The sequence below is a fragment of the Gemmatimonadaceae bacterium genome (genome assembly GCA_040882285.1).
Classification (GTDB): Bacteria; Gemmatimonadota; Gemmatimonadetes; order Gemmatimonadales; family Gemmatimonadaceae; genus JACDCY01.
On the sequence record JBBEBQ010000005.1, the window covers coordinates 18834 to 36936 of the forward strand.

An 18103-nucleotide genomic window follows, 5' to 3' on the forward strand; every position below is an offset into this window, starting at 1 on the left:
GTCTCTACTGTTGGAAAAATGAACGCACGGACTCGACGACTTCGTCGAGCTGCGCGGCAGTCAATTCGGGAAACACGGGCAGCGAGATGACTTCCTTCGCGGCCGCCTCCGCCACCGGAAACGCGCCCTCGGCGTACCCGAGGTAGGAAAAGCACGGCTGCAGGTGCAGCGGCAGCGGATAGTAGATCGCCGCTCCGATCTGCCGCGCCTTGAGATGTTCCAGCAGCGCATCCCGCCGCGGCACGCGAATGGTGTACTGATTGTAGATCGACTCGTTTCGCTCGTCGATCACCGGCGTGGCCACTTCCGCCAGGTCGGCAAAGGCCTCGTTGTAGTACGCCGCGTTGCGCCGCCGCGCCGCGCTCCAGTCCTCGAGGTGAGGGAGCTTCGCGGCGAGCACCGCCGCCTGCAGCGCGTCCAGCCGGCTGTTGTAGCCGACCTCTTCGTGAAAGTACGTGCGGCTCCCGCCGTGCACGCGCAGCCGGCGCAATCGGTCGGCGAGATCGTCCCGCTGCGTGACCATCATCCCGCCGTCGCCGTACCCGCCGAGGTTCTTGGACGGGAAGAAGCTGAACGTGCCGATCGTAGCCTTCTCTCCCGCGCGAACCCAGGCATCCCCGATCCTGCGGCGCGCGCCGATTGCCTGCGCGGCGTCCTCGATGATCGGCAGCGAGGGGAGCGCGGCCGCCACGGCGTCGATCGGCGCCATCTGGCCGAAAAGATCCACCGGAATAACGGCCTTCGATTTAGACGTGAGCGCCGACGCCGCCGCCTGCGGCGAGATGTTGAACGTGTCCTGATCTATGTCCGCGAACACGGGCGTCGCGCCGACGTTGTGAATCGCGCCCGCAGTCGCGAAGAACGTGAATGGCGTGGTGATCACCTCGTCGCCGCGGCCCACGTCCAGCGCGCGCAGGGCGAGCAGAATCGCGTCGGTCCCGTTGGCGCACCCGATCGCGTGCTTCGTGTTCGACAGCCGCGCGACGCTCTGCTCCAGCTCCGCTACCGGCTCGCCCAGGATGAATCCCTGCCGCTCGACGACGGCCAGCACCGCCGCGACGACCTCGTCGCGGATGCCCTCATGCTGCGCTCGCAGATCGAGCAACGGAACTGCCATGTCGGGGCGGGTCGTCGGAGGAGAGACTTTCTCGCGGGGAACCTTTAAAGATCGCATTCCTAGCTCCGCTCTCGCAACGGCAGCGAGACCTCTTTTCCGGTCCGCGCCGACTCGTAAATGCCGAGAATCAGCTCGAGAGATTTCCGCCCCTCCCGGCCGTCGGTGTCGGGCTCGGCCTGCCCGCGCAGCACCGCCAGCACGTTCCGGTAATAACCCTCGTGGCCGAAGCCGTACACGCTCGGCGGATCCGTGTTCGCCGCGCCCACCAGCGCGTCGTCGGGATCCACTTCGGCGAAGTCCCAGTGCTCGATCCGGTTCACAGCCGTGCCGCCGATCTTCGCGGTTCCCCGCTCGCCGAGGACGGTGACCGATCCTTCCATGTTCTTCGGGTACGTCAACATGGTGACCTCAATCGTGCCGAGCGCGCCGTTGGCGAATTGCAGCACGGCGACGCCGGTATCCTCCGTCTCGATCCTGCGCGCCAGCGTCGCCGTCTTGGCCACTACGCTCTCGACCGGCCCGCCGAGCCATTGCACCAGATCGACGTAATGCGATGCCTGGTTCATGAACGCGCCGCCGTCGTACTTCCATGTCCCGCGCCACGGCGCCTGGTCGTAATACTCCTGCGGCCGGCTCCAGCGCACCGTCGTGTTGATGAGATAGATGCGACCGAACCGCCCCTTGTCGATCGCGCGCTTCAGCAGCTGCACGGGCGGGTTCAACCGGTTCTGCTTCACCACGAACAGGTGCACGCCGGCTTCGTCGCACGCGCGCACGAGCTCGTCGGCGCCGGCCAGCGAGATCGCCATCGGCTTCTCCGTGATCACGTGCTTCCCCGCCCTCGCCGCAACGATGCCGTGCTCGGGATGAAGGCCGGACGGAGTGGCGATCACCACAACGTCGATTTCGGCGCCCGCCAGCATCTTCTCGAGCGACGTGAACCAGGGCACGCCCTGGGCCTCGCCGGCGGTGCGCGCGCGTTCTTCGACCGCATCGCAGACGGCGACGAGCCGGAGGCCGTCAACCTTCCGGATCGCCCCAAAATGATTGGCGCTGATCCTTCCGCACCCGACGACGCCGACTCTGAACTCGGAGGCGGTCACGCAGCAGTGAGCTGATCGCCGCGCACGACGTACCTCGACCCGCAGGCAGTGCACTCGGGCGCGTCCCCGCGAGGGAGCTGCACCCCGCACTGGCACACCCAGCCCGTCCGCCGGGCGGGAACGCCGACCGCCAGCGCGTACGGCTGCACATCACCGGTAACCACCGCGCCCGCTCCCACGAAGCAATACTCGCCCAGCGTCACCCCGCACACGATCGTCGCGTTCGCGCCGATGCTGGCGCCGCGCTTCACCAGCGTCCGGCGGTACTCGTCCTTGCGCGGCACGTGGCTGCGCGGGTTGATCACGTTGGTGAACACCATGGACGGACCGCAGAAGACGTCGTCCTCCAGCTCCACGCCCTCGTACACCGAGACGTTGTTCTGAATCTTGACGTTGTCGCCGATCTTCACGCCGGACATCACCACCACGTTCTGGCCGAGCGAGCACCGCTCGCCGATCACCGCCCCGGACATCACGTGGCAGAAGTGCCAGATCCGGGTCCCGACCCCGATCTCGGCGCCCTCGTCGACGTACGCGGACTCGTGGATGAAGGGCTCGCCCATCAGGCCGTCACCGTGGCGGGAATCAGCGCGTGCCATTCCTGCAGCGATCTCACTTCCGGCGCGCGCGAGCGGAGCGACAGAATCGCGTCGCAGGCGGCGTTCGCGGCGGACAACGTGGTGGTATACGGCACGTGGTGCGCGATCGCGGCCTGCCGGATCGTGTAGTCGTCGCGCTGCGCGTGCTTGCCGAACGGAGTATTGATCAGCAGCTGCACCTCCCCATTCACTATCAGGTCGATGGCGTGCGGCCTGCCTTCGTGAACCTTGAAGACGTCGCCGCATGGAATGCCGCGCTTGCGCAGGTGCCGGGCGGTGCCGGCCGTGGCCCATAACTCGAAGCCCATCTCGTGAAAGCGCCGCGCGATCGGCGTGACGCCGGTCTTGTCGGAGTCGTTCACGGTGAGGAACATCGAGCCGCCCGTGGGCAGCTCGTTGTCCGCCGCGAGCTGGGCCTTGGCGAAGGCGGCCCCGAACGAATTCGCAATTCCCATGACTTCGCCCGTCGATCGCATCTCCGGTCCGAGGATCGGATCGAACTCCCGGAACTTGGCGAAGGGAAACACCGCCTCCTTCACCGACACGTACGGGGGTACGATCTCCTCGTGCAGCCCGATCTCGTCCAGCGTCTCGCCCGCCATCGCGCGCGCGGCGATCGACGCCAGCGGCACGCCGATGGTCTTGGACACGAAAGGAATCGTCCTGCTGCCGCGCGGGTTCACCTCGAGCACGTACACGACTCCGCCGCGGATCGCGAACTGCACGTTGATCAGCCCCACCACGCCCAGCGCCAGCGCGAGCGCGACGGTTTGCTCGCGCATGGTGTCGAGGTCCGCCTCCCCGATGAGATACGGCGGCAGCACGCACGCCGAATCGCCGGAATGGATTCCGGCGTCCTCGATGTGCTGCATGATGCCCCCGATGACGACGCGCGTGCCGTCGCTGATCGCGTCCACGTCGGCCTCGAACGCATCCTCGAGAAACAGATCGATGAGCACGGGCCGCTCCTCCGACACGCGCGCCGCGCGGTCGAAGTAGTCGCGCAGCGACGGCTCGTCGTACACGATCTCCATCGCGCGTCCGCCGAGCACGTACGACGGCCGCACCAGCACGGGGTAGCCGATTCGCCCCGCGATCTCCGCCGCCTCGTCCACGCTCGTGGCGGTGCCGTTCGGCGGCTGCCGCAAGCCGAGCTCCCGCGCGATGGCGTCGAAGCGGCGGCGGTCCTCGGCGATGTCGATCGAATCGGGCGAGGTGCCCAGTATCTTCACGCCCGCCGCTTCCAGCGGCCGCGTCAGCTTGAGCGGCGTCTGACCGCCGAGCTGCACGATGACTCCCTCCGGCTGCTCCCGGTCCACGATCTCGAGCACGTCCTCGAGCGTCAGCGGCTCGAAGTACAGCTTGTCGGAGATGTCGAAGTCGGTGGAGACCGTCTCGGGATTCGAGTTGATCATGATCGTCTCGATCCCCTGCTCGCGCAGCGCCAACGCAGCGCGGACGCAGCAGTAATCGAACTCGACGCCCTGGCCGATCCGGTTCGGCCCGCTGCCGAGAATCACTATCGACCTGCGGCCCGAGGGCGGCGCCTCGCTCTCGTCGTCGTACGTGCTGTACAGGTACGGCGTGGCCGACGGAAACTCGCCCGCGCAGGTATCCACCATCTTGTACACGGGGCGGACGCCGTGCGCCCACCGCTGCGCCCTGAACTCGATCTCGGTCGTGCCGCGCAGGCGCGCGAGCTGTACGTCGGAGAAGCCCATGCGCTTCATGCGCCGGATGTCTTCGGCCCTGGCGGATTCCAGCGCCGCGAATTCCTTCTCCGCCTCGACCAGCTCCGCCATCTGCGACAGGAACCACGGATCGATTCCCGTCATCTCGCGCAGCTCCTCGACGGAGAATCCCTCGAAGAGCGCGCGCTTGATCTGGAAGATCCGCTCCGGCGTCGGCTGCCGCAGCGCGCCGCGCAAGGCCTCGTCCGTGTCGTCGGCGACCCGGTCGTCGGACAGCGTTCGCCCGATCTCCCAGCCCGGACGCCCCGTCTCCAGCGCGCGCAGTCCCTTCTGCAGCGCTTCCTTGAACGTGCGGCCGATGGCCATTGACTCGCCGACCGATTTCATCTGCGTCGTGAGCCGCGGGTCGGCGGCGGCGAACTTCTCGAACGCGAATCGCGGACACTTCACCACTACGTAATCGAGCACCGGCTCGAACGACGCGGGCGTGGTCCTGGTGATGTCGTTGGGGATCTCGTCGAGGCGGTAGCCCACGGCGAGCTTGGCGCCGATCCGCGCGATGGGGAATCCGGTGGCCTTCGACGCCAGCGCCGAGGAGCGTGAGACGCGCGGGTTCATCTCGATGACCAGCATCTCGCCGTCCACCGGATTCACCGCGAACTGGATGTTGCACCCGCCGGCCGCGACGCCGATCTCGCGAATGATGGCGACGGCCGCGTCGCGCATCGTCTGATATTCCCGGTCCGTGAGCGTCATCGCCGGCGCCACGGTGATCGAGTCGCCGGTGTGCACTCCCATCGGGTCGACGTTCTCGATGGAGCAGACGATCACGACGTTGTCGTCCACGTCGCGCATCACCTCGAGCTCGAACTCCTTCCAGCCGATGACGCTGCGCTCGATCAGGACCTGGCTCACGGGCGAGAGGTCGAGCCCGCGCCGCACGATCGCCTCGAACTCGTCGCGGTTGTACGCGATGCCGCCGCCGCTGCCGCCGAGGGTGAATGCCGGCCGGATGATGGAGGGGAAGCCCGTGCGTTCCGCCACCTCTAGCGCCTCGTCGAGCGTGTGGGCGATTGCTCCCTGCGGGACGGCGAGCCCGATCCGGCGCATCGCGTCGCCGAACTCGCCGCGGTCCTCCGCCATGGTGATCGCGCGGGCGTCGGCGCCGATCAGCTCGACGCCGAACTTCTCCAGCACGCCGTTCTCGGACAGCTTCATCGCGACGTTCAGCGCCGTCTGCCCGCCCATGGTCGGGAGCAGCGCGTCCGGCCGCTCCTTCTCGATCACCAGCGCGACGAACTCCGGCGTCACGGGCTCTATGTACGTCCGATCCGCGAACTCGGGATCGGTCATGATCGTCGCCGGATTGGAGTTCACGAGGATGACCTCGTAGCCCTCCTCCTTCAGCGCCTTCACCGCCTGCGTGCCCGAGTAGTCGAACTCGGCCCCCTGCCCGATGACGATGGGGCCGGAGCCGACTATGAGGATGCGCTTTAGATCGGTGCGCTTTGGCATCGCCTTATTCTATCTCGCGCGGGGATGGAGAGTGGCGGCTGGAGCTAGAGCCGCGTCCCATCCAAGGCGCCGTCTTAGCGAAGCGTAGGCGCCGAGGATGGGATGCGGCTCGGGCTCCAGCCGCCACGCGCACGATCTGCCCGGAGCGCACAAAAAAGGGGAGCCCTGAAGGCGCCCCTCTTTTACCTGAGCTGCCGAGAGGCGCGCGTTCAGGCGACCGCCGCGCCGCGAGGAGCGCGCTTGACCTTACCGGCCGCCATGCAGCGGGTGCAGACCTTCACGCGCTGCGTCTTGCCGTCGATCAGGATGCGCGCGACCTGGAGGTTGGGCTTCCAGACCCTGCGCGTGCGGTTGTTGGCGTGCGATACGTTGTTGCCGAACGCGACGCCCTTGTCGCAGACGTAGCAGCGGCTGCGGTCGATCTTCTGCGGTCTCATTTCTTGCTCCCGGCCGTAGCCTTCGCTTTCGCGGTCTTCTCCGACTTCTCGGCCTTGCCCGCCTTCGTCTCGGGCGCCGCCGGCGCGCCCGCGCCGATCAGCTCGATGCGCGCCATCTCCGCGCCGTCACCCTTCCGGTGGCCGGTCTTGAGGATGCGCGTGTAACCGCCCTGGCGCGTGGCGAACATGGGTCCGATCTCCGCGAACAGCTTGTCGGCCGTCTCCCGCTTCTGGATCACTTTCCCCGCGAGGCGGCGCGAGTGCAGCGTGCCCGTCTTCGCCTTGGTGATCAGCTTCTCGACGTACGGGCGGAGCTCCTTGGCCTTGGCCTCGGTCGTCTCGATCGAGCCGCGCTCGATGAGCGACGACGCGAGACTTCGCATGAGGGCCAGCTTCTGCTCGCTCGTCCTTCTTAGTTGTCGTCCTGCTTTTCTATGACGCATTTGATTGATTGCGGTAGTAGTTACTAGTCACTAGTCACTAGTCACTAGTCACTAGTCACTAGTCACATCAATTCTTCTTCGTCGTCGCCGGAGACCGGAACCGCGGCCCTGTTGGGCGGCGTGCCTGGATCGGTAATGCGCACACCCTCGGTCGATTCCTCATACCGCATCCCGAAGTTCAGGTTCTCGCGCTCGAGCAGATCGGCGATCTCGTTGAGCGACTTCTTGCCGAAATTCTTGACCTGGAGGATCTGGCTCTCCGTCTGGCGGACCAGGTCGCCCAGCGTCTTCACGTTCGAGTTCTTGAGCGAATTCACCGAGCGCACGCTGAGCTCGAGATCGTCGATCGGCGTCACGAACAGCTCAGAAAGACGCGCGCTGTCGCCGCTGGCGACCTCGGCGCTGCCGCCCACGGGCGCCGACGTGTGCGTGCCGAAGCTCGCGAAGTACTGGAAGTGCGTCTGCGCCAGCGCGGCCGCGTAGCTGACCGCCTCTTCCGGCGTGATCGTGCCGTTGGTCTCGACCGTCAGCGTCAGCCTGTCGTAGTCGGTGCGCTGCCCGACGCGCGTCTCCGCGACCGAGAAGTTCACGCGCCGCACGGGGCTGTAGATCGAATCGACGCGGACGAGATCCACTGGCAGCCCGCGCTCGAGCGGGTGCTGGTCGGCCTCGACGTAGCCGCGGCCCTTGTTCACGTACAGCTCGACGTTGACGTCGCGGTCGTCCTGCAGCGTGAACAGGTGGTGCTCGGGATTGACCACGCGCACGCCGCCCTGCCCCTCGATGTCGGTGGCCGTGACGGCGCCGGCACCGGACTTCGTGATACGCAGGATCGCGTTCTCGACGTCCTCGTGCAGCGACAGCGCCAGCGACTTCAGGTTGCCGATGATCTGGTGCACGTCCTCCACGACACCCGGAATCGTCTGGTGCTCGTGCAGCACGCCGTCGATGCGAAAGCCCCACACGCCCGAGCCGCGCAGCGACGACAGCAGCATGCGCCGCATCGCGTTGCCGAGGGTGTGGCCGTAGCCGCGCTCGAGCGGCTGGAGACGGAATTCAGCTACATGCGGATTGTCTTCGCGCTTGGTCGCTTCGACTAGCTGCGGGCGGACAAGGCCGCGGAGATCTACAGTCTGGGGCATTTTTCTCGTTTATCCTCTGGTCTCGCCGTTTCCGGCGACTCGCCACCCCGCCCCTAACGCGCGGTGAGCTAGTACGGGAGTTAGGGTCCCGACCGCGATTCGGCGCTCCGCGCCGAATCGCTGCTGTTGGCTATTGGCTGTTGGCTCTTAGCCAACAACCCCGCCGTTCCGTTCCTTTTCCCGCCGTCGCTAATAGCCAATAGCCAATAGCTAATAGCCAATAGCGCCCTTACTTGGAGTACAGCTCCACCACCAGCTGCTCCTGCGCGGCGATCGGGATACTCGCCCGGCTCGGACGCTCCAGCACCCGGCCGCTGAACGACTCCTTGTCCACCGCGATCCAGGAAAGCGGCGCGCCGCGCGACGACTGGTCCATCGCGGCCATCACCGACACCTGCTCGCGCGACTTCATCCGCACGGTCACTTCCTGGCCCGGCGCGACCTGATAGCTAGGAACGTCCACCCGCCTGCCTCCGATCTCCACGTGCCGGTGGCGGACCAGCTGCCGCGCGGCCTTGCGGCTCGCGGCGAAGCCCATCCGGTACACGATGTTGTCGAGCCGCGTCTCCAGCGCCGACAACAGGTTGTGGCCGGTGATTCCGGGTAGCGTTGAGACCCGCTCGAACGTGTTCCGGAACTGCTTCTCGCTCAGCCCGTAGATGCGCTTGATCTTCTGCTTCTCGCGCAGCTGCTTCGAGTACTCGGAGGTCTTCCTGCGCCGCGCCGTGTTGGCGCCGTGCTGGCCCGGCGGCGTCGGACGACGCTCGACCGGACACTTCTCCGTGAAGCACTTGGTGCCCTTGAGGAACAGCTTCGTCCCTTCGCGCCGGCACTGCCGGCAGCTCGGTCCCGTGTAGCGCATAAGCTAGACCCTCCGCCGCTTGGGCGGACGGCAGCCGTTGTGCGGAATCGGCGTCACGTCCCTGATCGACTTCACCTGCAGGCCGGCCGAAGCCAGTGCCTGGATGGCCGACTCGCGGCCACTGCCTGGACCCTGCACGCGCACGTGCACCTTGCGCACGCCCAGCGCCACGGCCTCTCTCCCGGCCGCCTCGGCGGCCACCGTAGCCGCGAACGGCGTCGACTTCTTGGAGCCCTTGAAGCCGGCCTTGCCCGACGAGCTCCACGAGATCGTGTTCCCGCGGGAGTCGGTGATCGTGATCATGGTGTTGTTGAACGTCGCGTTGACGTAGGCGATCCCCTCCGCCTCGATCACCCGCTTCGTCTTTTTTCCGATAGCCATTACTTGGTCACCTTCTTCTTGCCCGCGATGGCGCGACGCGGACCCTTCTTGGTGCGCGCGTTCGTGTGCGTTCTCTGGCCGCGGACAGGAAGTCCCCGGCGATGCCTGATTCCACGGTACGAGCCGATGTCCATGAGCCGCTTGATGTTCATCGCGACTTCGGTGCGCAGCGCTCCCTCGACGCGGAAATCGCGCTCGATGAGCTGGCGGAGCCGGTTCGTGTCGGCGTCATTCAGGTCGCGGACGCGCTGGGTCGGATCCACGCCGGTCTCGGCGAGAATCTTCCGCGCGGTCTGGCGACCGATGCCATAGATGTAGGTGAGGCCGATCTCGAGCTTCTTCTCGCGTGGCAGATCCACGCCCGCAATACGCGCCATTCGCTAACCCTGCCGCTGCTTGTGCTTCGGGTTGCGCTTGCAGATGATGCGTGTGACGCCTTGCCGCTTGATCACCTTGCAGTGCTCGCAGATAGGCTTGACGCTGCTCCGAACTTTCACTCGCGCTCCAAGTCGTAAACGATAAACAAACCGGGACGTTGTCAGAACGCCCGGCAAAAGTGCTAAGCCTTTAATAATACAGGGGTTTGGGGCCGCCCGCAACGGGCGCACCCGGCATTAATCCAGCGGGCTCGCCAACTCCCGAAGCACCCGCTCCATCGCGTCCCGCCGGCCCGCCGCGGCGGTCACGATCCGCCCTAGCACCACGTAGTCGGCCCCGATCTCTCGCGCGCGCCCAGGCGTGATGACCCGCCGCTGATCCGCGGCGTCGGCATCCGGCAGGCGAACGCCCGGAACCAGCACTGGGAAGCTCGAACCAAGGGCGCTCCTGATGGCCTCGACCTCGTGCCCGCTCGCCACGACGCCGGCGGCGCCGGCGTCCCGCGCGAGGGTGGCCAGCCGCACAACCTCGCGGCGCACGTCCACCGGCTCGCGGCCCCACGCCGCCGCGACAGCGGGCCCGTCCATGGAGGTCAGCACCGTCACGGCGAAGACGTGGCATTCGCTTCCGGCCGCTTCGGCCGCTGCCCTGATCATCGCATCGCCACCAGCCGCATGCACGGTGAGGATCCGTACGCCCAGCGCGCGGACGGACGCCACCGCGCCGGCCACCGTGTTCGGGATGTCGTGGAACTTGAGATCGAGCATCACGTCGCAGCCGCGGCCGCGGAGCTCCGAGATCACGGCGGGACCGGCCGCGGTGAACAGCTCGCTCCCGACCTTGTAGAACCGGCACAGCTCGCCGACCTCGCCGACCAGCGCCATCGCGTCGTCGATCGTGCCGAAATCCAGCGCGACGATCGGAACCGGCGCGGCTCGATCGGCCGCCACGGTCACGCCGGCCACGCGAGCGATCCGACGATCTCCGCTATCGACGCGACGCCGTTCCGGCGGCACCACTTCCCGAGATCGCGAACGATCCGCTCAGGCAGCCGCGGGTCGCGCAATGCGGCGGTTCCTACTCCGACCAGCGACGCCCCCGCGATCATGTACTGCAGCGCATCCTCCGCGCTCGATACGCCGCCGACTCCGATCAGCGGCACGCTCACGGCCTTGCGCACTTTCGCGGTCGCCAGCACTCCGACGGGCAGCAGCCCGTGACCGCTCACGCCACCGCTGCCGAAGCCGAGCGTGGGCCGTCTGTTGTCGACGTCGATCACGAGGCCCGGCAGCGTGTTGACGAGCGTGATCCCGTCGGCGCCGGCGTCGACGGCGACCCGCGCGGCCGCGGCGATGTCGCCGAGCGTGGGCGACAGCTTCACGAACAGCGGCCGGCGCGTTGCCGCCCTGCACCCCGACACGACGGCGCGCAGCGACGTCTCGTCCGCGCCGAACTCAAGACCGCCGGCCCTGACGTTCGGGCAGCTCACGTTGAGCTCGAACGCGTCGAAGCCCTGCTCTCCGTCGAGCGCGGCGGCCACGCTCGCGAAGTCTTCCACGGCGCGCCCCACGACGTTCACGAGAACGCGCGGTCCGCGAACGTTGGCCGCGAGCCACGGCAGCTCTTCGGCGCGCACGCGGTCGACTCCCGGGTTCGCGAGCCCGACGGCGTTGACCATTCCGCCGTCCCACTCCGCCACACGGGGCGCCGGCGCCCCGCGACGCGGCTCGACGCTCACGGCCTTGGTGACGATTCCGCCGAGCGCGGCCAGATCGACGACGCCGGCTAGCTCGCGTCCGTACGCGGCCGTGCCCGATGCGAGCACTACAGGATTTTGAAATCGCAGCCCCGCCGCCTCGATCACCAGCGGAGATGCCGCGTGATTCACCTGCTGCCGCCTATCCGCTGCTCATAGTGGTCGAGGTACTCCAGCGCGCCGTCTGCGATCGCGCGCGCGATCAACCGCTGCTTGGCCCGATCGCTCATGAAGGCCGCTTCCTCGGGGTTTGTGCCGAAGCCGATCTCGACCAGGACCGCGGGCATGAACGACGTGCGCAGCACGGCGAAGTTGGCCTGCTTCACGCCCCGGTTCGGACCCGGGTGAATGCGCAGCAGCCCCGACTGGATGCTTTCCGCCAGATCCATCGACTCCCGCAGGTGCTCGTTCTGCGCCATGTCGTTGATGATGAAGCTGAGCGGATCGCCCTTGGGAGCGTTCGCGCCCGTCTCGAACTTGACCGACTCGTTCTCCATCGCTTCCACTCGCCGCGCCTCTTCCGTTTTGGCTTCGGCGAGAAAATACGTCTCGAAGCCCCGCCCCACCTGGGCGGCGTTCCGCCAGGTGGTGGGCGCGGCGTTGACGTGCACGGAAATGAACAGGTCGGCCCGGTTGCGGTTGGCGATCCGGCCGCGGTCGGACAGCGCGATCAGCGTGTCGCGCGTGCGCGTCATGACGACCTGGATGCCTTCGCCCCGCAGCATCTCCGCGACGAGCCGCGACACCTGGAGCGTGATGTGCTTCTCGTAGATCCTGGGGCCGGAGCCCATGGGACCGGTCATGCCGTTGTCCGGACCGCCGTGGCCGGCGTCGATCACGACCTTCCGCTGGGTCGTGCGGCGCGGGCGCGGCGTGCTCGGCGGAACCTCGAGCGCCGTCGTCGTCACGGGCGCGGTCCGCTCTTCGGCCGGCGGGGGCGGAGCCCTCGTCTGCACCACGGTGTTGAACACGCGCATCTCCGACATCGCTACGTCGTAGAACAGCCCCGTGGCGATCCGCGGCAACAGCTCCGTCACGAAGTGCAGCGGGAGATACACCGCACCGCCGGCGCTGTAGGGCGCTCCGCTCATCGGCAGGATCACCGAATCCACGCGCGCGAACGGCACGCCTTCCACGAAGCTCACCGTCGATCCGCGGATGGTCACGGCGAAGCGTCCGCTCTGGGCGGGCGTAACCGATCCGCCGAGCGCGCGCGTGAGCGAGCTCGCGCCGACGTACGCGCCGGTACCGGTGCGGACGATCGGCGCGGCGCCCGTGGACGACGCGGTTCGGACGGTGATGTGCGACGGCGGCGCGCCGGAGACGGGAGCTGCGGCCGATATCTGCAGCAGTACGGCCAGGGCGGCGATCATCGAGCCCGCAGCGCCCTCGCCATCTCGCGCTGATCGTCCCGCTTCTTCTCGTCCGCGCGCTTGTCGTGCAGCTTCTTGCCCTTGCCGAGGGCGAGCGCGACCTTCGCCTTGCCGCGCTTGAAGTACAGCTCCAGGGGGATGAGCGTGAGGCCCTGCCGCTCGACGGCGCCGATCATGCGCTTGATCTCCTTCTTGTGCAGCAGGAGCTTCCGCGTCCTGGTCGGATCGTGATTGAACTGGTTGCCCTGCTCGTAGGGCGGAATATGCAGGTTCAGCAGAAAGACTTCTCCGTCACGCACGACCCCGTAGGAATCGCTCATGTTCGCCTGGCCGGTGCGGAGCGACTTGATCTCGGTGCCGGTTAGCATCAGCCCCGCTTCCCAGGTCTCGACGACATGGTAGTCGTGGAGGGCGCGTTTGTTCCGCGCGAGAGACTTTTTCTCGGGATCAGCGGAGGTGGAAGACTGTTTGGTCACATGTCCAACTTAATACTCGCTTCCCAACCTCCCAGGATATTCCAAGGGGGATCCTAGCTGTTAGCAGTGAGTGGACCAATCAGTTGCGAGCCGGAAGTACCGGCGGAGATACACTGACAGCAGTGAGTAAAGTGGTGTGCTTTCGGGCAACTTTACTCACGACTTGGCAGTCCGCAGGTATCACTTCCAGGCTCATGACTGATCGGTCCACTCACCGCTAACAACTAGGATCCCGGCCGGGTTGTAGCGGAGCTGAAAGGCGGAAAAGAGGGGCAACCGCGTTGAAAGCAGTTTTTAAACCAGTTAACTTGTAACCAGTCGCCGAAGTGGTGGAATTGGTAGACGCGCTGCGTTCAGGGCGCAGTGGGTGTAAGCCCGTGGGGGTTCGAGTCCCCCCTTCGGCATGGACTCTCGAAACACGAAGGCCTCCGTCACCGGAGGCCTTTTTTTTCAGGACGCCTGGTAAGCTTCTGAGGGCCTGACGTCCTCCGGCAGCGAGGCGCGCCCGAACAGCTCCAGCAGCGCGGCGCTGGCGCTCCGCATGTACCCCTGCGCGATCTGCCCCGCGCGGTCGACGGTCGGCTGGTCCGTCACCTCGGCGCGGCCGGTGAACTCGAGCAGTGTGCGTCCGAGCCGCAGATCGAGCGAATCGCCCGCGTGCTTCCGCGCCACCGCGTCCCGATACGTCGGCAGCCGCGAGCCGAACTGCCGCTCCGCCAGCGGCAGCATCGCCGCCGCGATCCGACGGTCGGAGGACAGCGACTCCGTGACCGCGTGGGCCACGGCCGCGGGGACGCTGTCGTTGAGCGCGTCGCGCTCGGCCGCGAGCACGCCGAGCGCCAGGCGCGCGTACCGGAGCTCCCACGTCGCGTGATCCTCGTCGCCGCCGGGATCGATGGAAGCCAGCCAGGCCACGTCGCTCTCGACCGGCTCGGCGTGCAAGGTGCGCACGAATTGCCGGGCTTTGCGCCGCAGCGCGCGGCGCTGAGCAAATCGCGACAGGAAAGACATGAAAGCTGTTGGCTGTTGGCTATTGGCTGTTGGCGAACGACCAACGGCGGTGCAGGCGAGTTATACGGTCTCGAGGATGGGAAGGCCTACGCGCGCGCGCACCGTCGGCTCGTCGTGCAGCAGATCGGCCAGCGTCACGCTCTCGAGCACGTCGTCGATCTTCCGCTGCAGCATGAGCCACACCGGACGAATGCTGCAGTTGTGCGCCGAGGAGCAGCGATCCTCCTCCACCGGGTGGCTGACGCAATGCAGGTCGAACGTCTCCAGCTCCGACGCGTGGATGACGTCGCGCATCGTGATCTTGGCCGGCGGCCGCGACAGCATGTAACCGCCCTTGGCGCCGCGCGTGCTCTTCACCACGCCGGCGCGGCGGAGTCTCAGCAGGATCTGCTCCACGTAATCGGCCGGGAGCCGCTCCTTCAGAGCGATGTCGCGGCCGGTCACCGGCCCGACGCTCGCGCGCTGCGCCAGGTGCAGAGTACAGATCACGCCGTATTCGGCCCAGGTCGTAATTCTCACAGCTTCAGGATAGGCCCGAACGGCACTCCGGGCAAGCTATCCGACCGGGCCCGCGCCATCTTTTCCGCCCGGAACCCCTATCTCGGTCATCCTACGGAGGTCCAGCACCTCGTCGATCCGCTCGTCCGGCAGGACTTTCTCGCGCTTTACCAGCTCCCGGATCAGCACGCCCTCCTTAACCGACTGCTTGCTGATGTCCGCCGCCCTGGCGTACCCGATCTCCGGCGCCAGCGCCGTGGCGAGCGCCGCCGAGCGCTCCAGCCAGTACGCGCACTGCTCCGCGTTGGCCTCGATCCCGCGCACGCACCGCTCGTCCAGCGAGCGCGCGGCGGTGGTCAGGATGCGCACTGAGAGCAGCACGTTGTACGCGATCACCGGCATCATCACGTTCAGCTCGAGCTGGCCGTGCTCCGCTGAGACCGCGACGCAGGAATCGTTGCCGATGACCTGGAAGCAGACCTGGTTTACCATCTCCGGAATCGACGGGTTCACTTTCCCGGGCATGATCGACGAGCCGGGCTGTACCGCGGGCAGCCTGATCTCGTCCAGCCCCGTGCGCGGACCGCTCGCCATCAGTCGCAGATCGCTCGCGATCTTGCTCAGGTCGAGCGCGAGCACGCGGAGCTGCGCGCTGAAGCCCGCGGCATCGCCCATGCTCTGCATCAGCTGCACGCGGTCCGTCCCGCCGCGCAGCTCCAGCCCGCTCATCTCGCGGAGATGCTTGACCATCAGCGACGGGTACTGCGCTTCGACGTTGACGCCCGTCCCCACCGCGCTGCCTCCGATTCCGAGATCGCGCAGATACTCGGCCGCTTCCTTCACCCGCGAGATTCCGCGCCGCAGCGTGCCGCCGTAGGCGGTGAACTCCTGGCCCAGTCGGATCGGCATCGCGTCCTGCAAGTGGGTGCGCCCCGACTTGACGACCTCGTCGAACTCGCGCCCCTTCGCCTCGAGCGCGGTGGCGAGCGCGGTGAAAACGCCCACCAGCGATTCGAGCTGCGCCAGGCACGCGAGCCTGATGGCCGTCGGGATCACGTCGTTGGTGGACTGCGCCATGTTGACGTGGTCGTTGGGGTGCACCGGCGAGTACTTCCCGCGCTCGCCCCCGAGGATCTCGTTCGCGCGGTTCGCCAGCACCTCGTTGCAGTTCATGTTGTGCGAGGTCCCGGCGCCCGCCTGGTACACGTCCACGACGAACTGGTCGAGGTGCCGGCCCGCCAGCACCTCGTCCGCGGCCTGCACTATCGCGTCGGCCAGCCGCGCTTCCAGACGGCCGGTGTCCTTGTGCGTGAGGGCGGCCGCCTTCTTGATGCGCACCGTGGCCACGACGAACTCCGGCAGCGCGGTGATCCCGCTGATCGGAAAGTTCTGCACCGCGCGCAGCGTCTGCACGCCGTACAGCGCGTCGGCGGGCACTTGGAGCTCTCCAAGCGGATCCTTTTCGGTGCGGGTCGGTGGCGATTTGCTCATTAGCTGTTGGCTGTTGGCTGTTGGCTGTTGGCTTGAGGCGGAACACCAGGAGCAGGGGCGTTGTTGTTGGCTAAGAGCCAATAGCCAATAGCCAATAGCTCTCTTCTCACGCGAGAATCCTCGCGGTGCCATTCAAAAACGGATTCGATCGCAGCTCTTCGCCGACCGTCGTGGCGGGACCGTGTCCGGGGTACAGCACCGTCGCGGGATCCAGGGCGGTGATCTTCTCCAGCGAGCGGGTCAGATGCCCCCCGTTGGAGCCGGGAAGATCCGTGCGGCCCACCGAGCCCGCGAACAGGCAGTCGCCTACGAATGCGACGCCGTTGCCGTGGATCATCACGTGTCCCGGTGCGTGCCCGGGAACGTGCACTACCTCGAACCGCAGCGAGCCGACTTCCAGCGTATCGCCGTCCGCCAGCTCCTTGTCGGGCGGCGGCGGATCGTCGAACGGGAGGTTGTACATCGCCGCCTGCGTGTGCGCGTGCCGGTACAACGTCAGGTCGAGCGGGTGCAGATAGACGGGAACGGGCCACCGCCGCTTGACTCCGGCGATCGCGCCGAGGTGGTCGATGTGCGCGTGCGTGATCCACATCGCCGTGAGCGTCGCGCGGCTCTTCTCCACCGCGGCGATCAGCCGCTCCGGCTCCGCGCCGGGGTCGATCAGCACCGACTCGCCCTTCGTCTCGTCGATCACCAGGAAGGTGTTCTCCTGAAAAGCGCCGACCGCGAGCGTCTCGACCTTCATACGGCGTACCCGCCGGTGCGGACGATCATCGGCACGCCGCCTTCGTCCTTCAACCCCTTGAGGTACTTCTCCGCGGCGATCGCGGCGGTGGTGCCGTCGCCCGCGGCGGTCGTCACCTGCCGGGTGAGCTGCGCCCGCAGGTCGCCCGCCGCGAACAGTCCCTTCATCGACGTCTCCATGTTCTGGTCCGTCAGCATGTAGCCGAGCTCGTCGTGGTCCACGTGACCTTCGATGATGCCGGTGTTCGGGCGAAACCCTATGAACACGAAGATGCCGGTGGCGGCGAGGTCGCGCTCCTCGTGCGTCTTGACGTCGCGCACCTTGAGGTTCGTCACGAGTCCCTGCGCGTCACCCTCGATCTTCTCGACGACGGTGTCCCAGATCACCGTGATCTTCGGATTCTCGAACAGCCGCTTCTGCAGGATCTTGGACGCGCGCAGCTCGTCGCGCCGGTGGATGAGGTAAACCTTCTCCGCATAGCGCGTGAGGAAGTCGGCTTCTTCGACCGCCGCGTCTCCGCCTCCGACGACGGTGATCGTCTGATCCTTGAAGAACGCGCCGTCGCAGATGGCGCAGTACGAGACGCCCTTACCGGCGTACTCCAGCTCTCCGGGAATCCCGAGCTTCACCGGCGTTCCGCCGGCCGTGAGAATGACAGTCGGCGCGCGGTACACCGTGCCGCTCTCGGTGTCGGCCTCGAAAGTGCCGTCGTCCAGCTTGCGCACGCAGTTCACCGTCTCCTGCACGAACTCCGCGCCGAACTTCTTGGCGTGGCTCTCGAACTTCTGCGCCAGCTCCCAGCCGAGGATGTGCTCGAAGCCCGGGTAATCCTCGATGACTTCGGTGTTCAGCAGCTCGCCGCCGGGGAGCCCGCGCTCGAGCACGACCGTGCGCAGCATCGCTCGCCCGCAGTACATCGCGGCGGTCATTCCGGCCGGCCCGGCTCCAACTATCAATACCTCGTATTCGTCTGTCTTACTCAAGTCGCCTCAGGGAAAAACGCTGCGTGCTGCGTCCTGCGGGCTGCGCCCTAGACGCATCGAGATACCCCACACTCGTCGGTTCCTCGCCTTGCATCGCCACTA

19 protein-coding genes, 1 tRNA gene and 1 pseudogene are annotated in these 18103 nt (G+C 66.8%); 1 reads left to right on the plus strand and 20 read right to left on the minus strand.

What is annotated here, in order from left to right:
• Positions 1-4: 4 nt before the first annotated feature.
• From WEA80_00815 to smpB, 15 genes and pseudogenes are all read right to left on the minus strand, one after another.
• Positions 5-1174 carry a DegT/DnrJ/EryC1/StrS family aminotransferase gene (locus WEA80_00815; GenBank protein MEX1185116.1) on the minus strand — a complete coding sequence of 390 codons (1170 nt, stop codon included), beginning with the start codon at positions 1172-1174 and terminating at the stop codon, positions 5-7.
• A 2-nt stretch (positions 1175-1176) separates the two neighbouring features.
• Positions 1177-2220, minus strand: coding sequence for a Gfo/Idh/MocA family oxidoreductase (locus WEA80_00820; protein ID MEX1185117.1), 1044 nt, complete (start codon positions 2218-2220; stop codon positions 1177-1179).
• The gene (locus WEA80_00825) at positions 2217-2819 is read right to left on the minus strand and encodes a DapH/DapD/GlmU-related protein (protein ID MEX1185118.1); all 603 of its coding nucleotides are present in this window, start codon (positions 2817-2819) and stop codon (positions 2217-2219) included. The genes WEA80_00820 and WEA80_00825 overlap by 4 nt, the downstream gene beginning before the upstream one ends.
• The gene (gene carB, locus WEA80_00830; protein MEX1185119.1) at positions 2783-6025 is read right to left on the minus strand and encodes a carbamoyl-phosphate synthase large subunit; all 3243 of its coding nucleotides are present in this window, start codon (positions 6023-6025) and stop codon (positions 2783-2785) included. The genes WEA80_00825 and carB overlap by 37 nt, the downstream gene beginning before the upstream one ends.
• A gap of 209 nt (positions 6026-6234) precedes the next feature.
• Positions 6235-6462, minus strand: coding sequence for a 50S ribosomal protein L28 (gene rpmB / locus WEA80_00835; GenBank protein MEX1185120.1), 228 nt, complete (start codon positions 6460-6462; stop codon positions 6235-6237).
• 95 nt (positions 6463-6557) lie between these two features.
• Positions 6558-6905 (minus strand): annotated as a pseudogene (rplQ, locus tag WEA80_00840) (50S ribosomal protein L17).
• 62 nt (positions 6906-6967) lie between these two features.
• Positions 6968-8047 carry a DNA-directed RNA polymerase subunit alpha gene (locus tag WEA80_00845; GenBank protein MEX1185121.1) on the minus strand — a complete coding sequence of 360 codons (1080 nt, stop codon included), beginning with the start codon at positions 8045-8047 and terminating at the stop codon, positions 6968-6970.
• A 229-nt stretch (positions 8048-8276) separates the two neighbouring features.
• Entirely contained in the window at positions 8277-8909 is a 633-nt protein-coding gene (gene rpsD, locus WEA80_00850; protein ID MEX1185122.1) for a 30S ribosomal protein S4, read from the minus strand.
• Between the two features lie 3 nt (positions 8910-8912).
• Positions 8913-9290: a 30S ribosomal protein S11 gene (gene rpsK, locus WEA80_00855; GenBank protein MEX1185123.1), complete on the minus strand. Its 378-nt coding sequence runs from the start codon at positions 9288-9290 to the stop codon at positions 8913-8915.
• Positions 9290-9667 (minus strand): 30S ribosomal protein S13, encoded by a 378-nt coding sequence (gene rpsM, locus WEA80_00860; GenBank protein MEX1185124.1) that lies wholly within the window; start codon positions 9665-9667, stop codon positions 9290-9292. The genes rpsK and rpsM overlap by 1 nt, the downstream gene beginning before the upstream one ends.
• A gap of 3 nt (positions 9668-9670) precedes the next feature.
• A complete protein-coding gene (gene rpmJ / locus WEA80_00865) occupies positions 9671-9787 on the minus strand; it encodes a 50S ribosomal protein L36 (GenBank protein MEX1185125.1) in 117 nt (38 codons plus the stop codon).
• Between the two features lie 117 nt (positions 9788-9904).
• Positions 9905-10633, minus strand: coding sequence for an orotidine-5'-phosphate decarboxylase (gene pyrF / locus WEA80_00870; protein ID MEX1185126.1), 729 nt, complete (start codon positions 10631-10633; stop codon positions 9905-9907).
• The gene (locus WEA80_00875) at positions 10621-11556 is read right to left on the minus strand and encodes a dihydroorotate dehydrogenase (protein ID MEX1185127.1); all 936 of its coding nucleotides are present in this window, start codon (positions 11554-11556) and stop codon (positions 10621-10623) included. Before WEA80_00875 ends, pyrF begins: the two co-directional genes overlap by 13 nt.
• Entirely contained in the window at positions 11553-12797 is a 1245-nt protein-coding gene (locus WEA80_00880; GenBank protein ID MEX1185128.1) for an N-acetylmuramoyl-L-alanine amidase, read from the minus strand. The genes WEA80_00875 and WEA80_00880 overlap by 4 nt, the downstream gene beginning before the upstream one ends.
• A complete protein-coding gene (gene smpB, locus WEA80_00885; protein ID MEX1185129.1) occupies positions 12794-13273 on the minus strand; it encodes an SsrA-binding protein SmpB in 480 nt (159 codons plus the stop codon). The genes WEA80_00880 and smpB overlap by 4 nt, the downstream gene beginning before the upstream one ends.
• Before the next feature lie 320 nt (positions 13274-13593).
• Between smpB and WEA80_00890 the strand changes: the two genes are divergently transcribed.
• Positions 13594-13677, plus strand: a tRNA-Leu gene (locus WEA80_00890).
• A 46-nt stretch (positions 13678-13723) separates the two neighbouring features.
• On the opposite strand, the gene WEA80_00895 is transcribed toward WEA80_00890, so the two are convergent.
• The 5 genes from WEA80_00895 to trxB all read right to left on the minus strand — a co-directional run bounded on the left by WEA80_00895 (position 13724) and on the right by trxB (position 18001).
• Positions 13724-14284, minus strand: coding sequence for a hypothetical protein (locus WEA80_00895; GenBank protein MEX1185130.1), 561 nt, complete (start codon positions 14282-14284; stop codon positions 13724-13726).
• 60 nt (positions 14285-14344) lie between these two features.
• On the minus strand, positions 14345-14803 hold the full coding sequence (locus WEA80_00900) for an Rrf2 family transcriptional regulator (GenBank protein MEX1185131.1): 459 nt from the start codon (positions 14801-14803) through the stop codon (positions 14345-14347).
• A gap of 36 nt (positions 14804-14839) precedes the next feature.
• Complete coding sequence (locus WEA80_00905; protein MEX1185132.1) at positions 14840-16273, minus strand: aspartate ammonia-lyase; 1434 nt, start codon at positions 16271-16273, stop codon at positions 14840-14842.
• Positions 16274-16379: 106 nt separating this feature from the next.
• Entirely contained in the window at positions 16380-17018 is a 639-nt protein-coding gene (locus tag WEA80_00910; GenBank protein MEX1185133.1) for an MBL fold metallo-hydrolase, read from the minus strand.
• Positions 17015-18001: a thioredoxin-disulfide reductase gene (trxB, locus tag WEA80_00915; protein MEX1185134.1), complete on the minus strand. Its 987-nt coding sequence runs from the start codon at positions 17999-18001 to the stop codon at positions 17015-17017. The genes WEA80_00910 and trxB overlap by 4 nt, the downstream gene beginning before the upstream one ends.
• Positions 18002-18103: the final 102 nt, after the last annotated feature.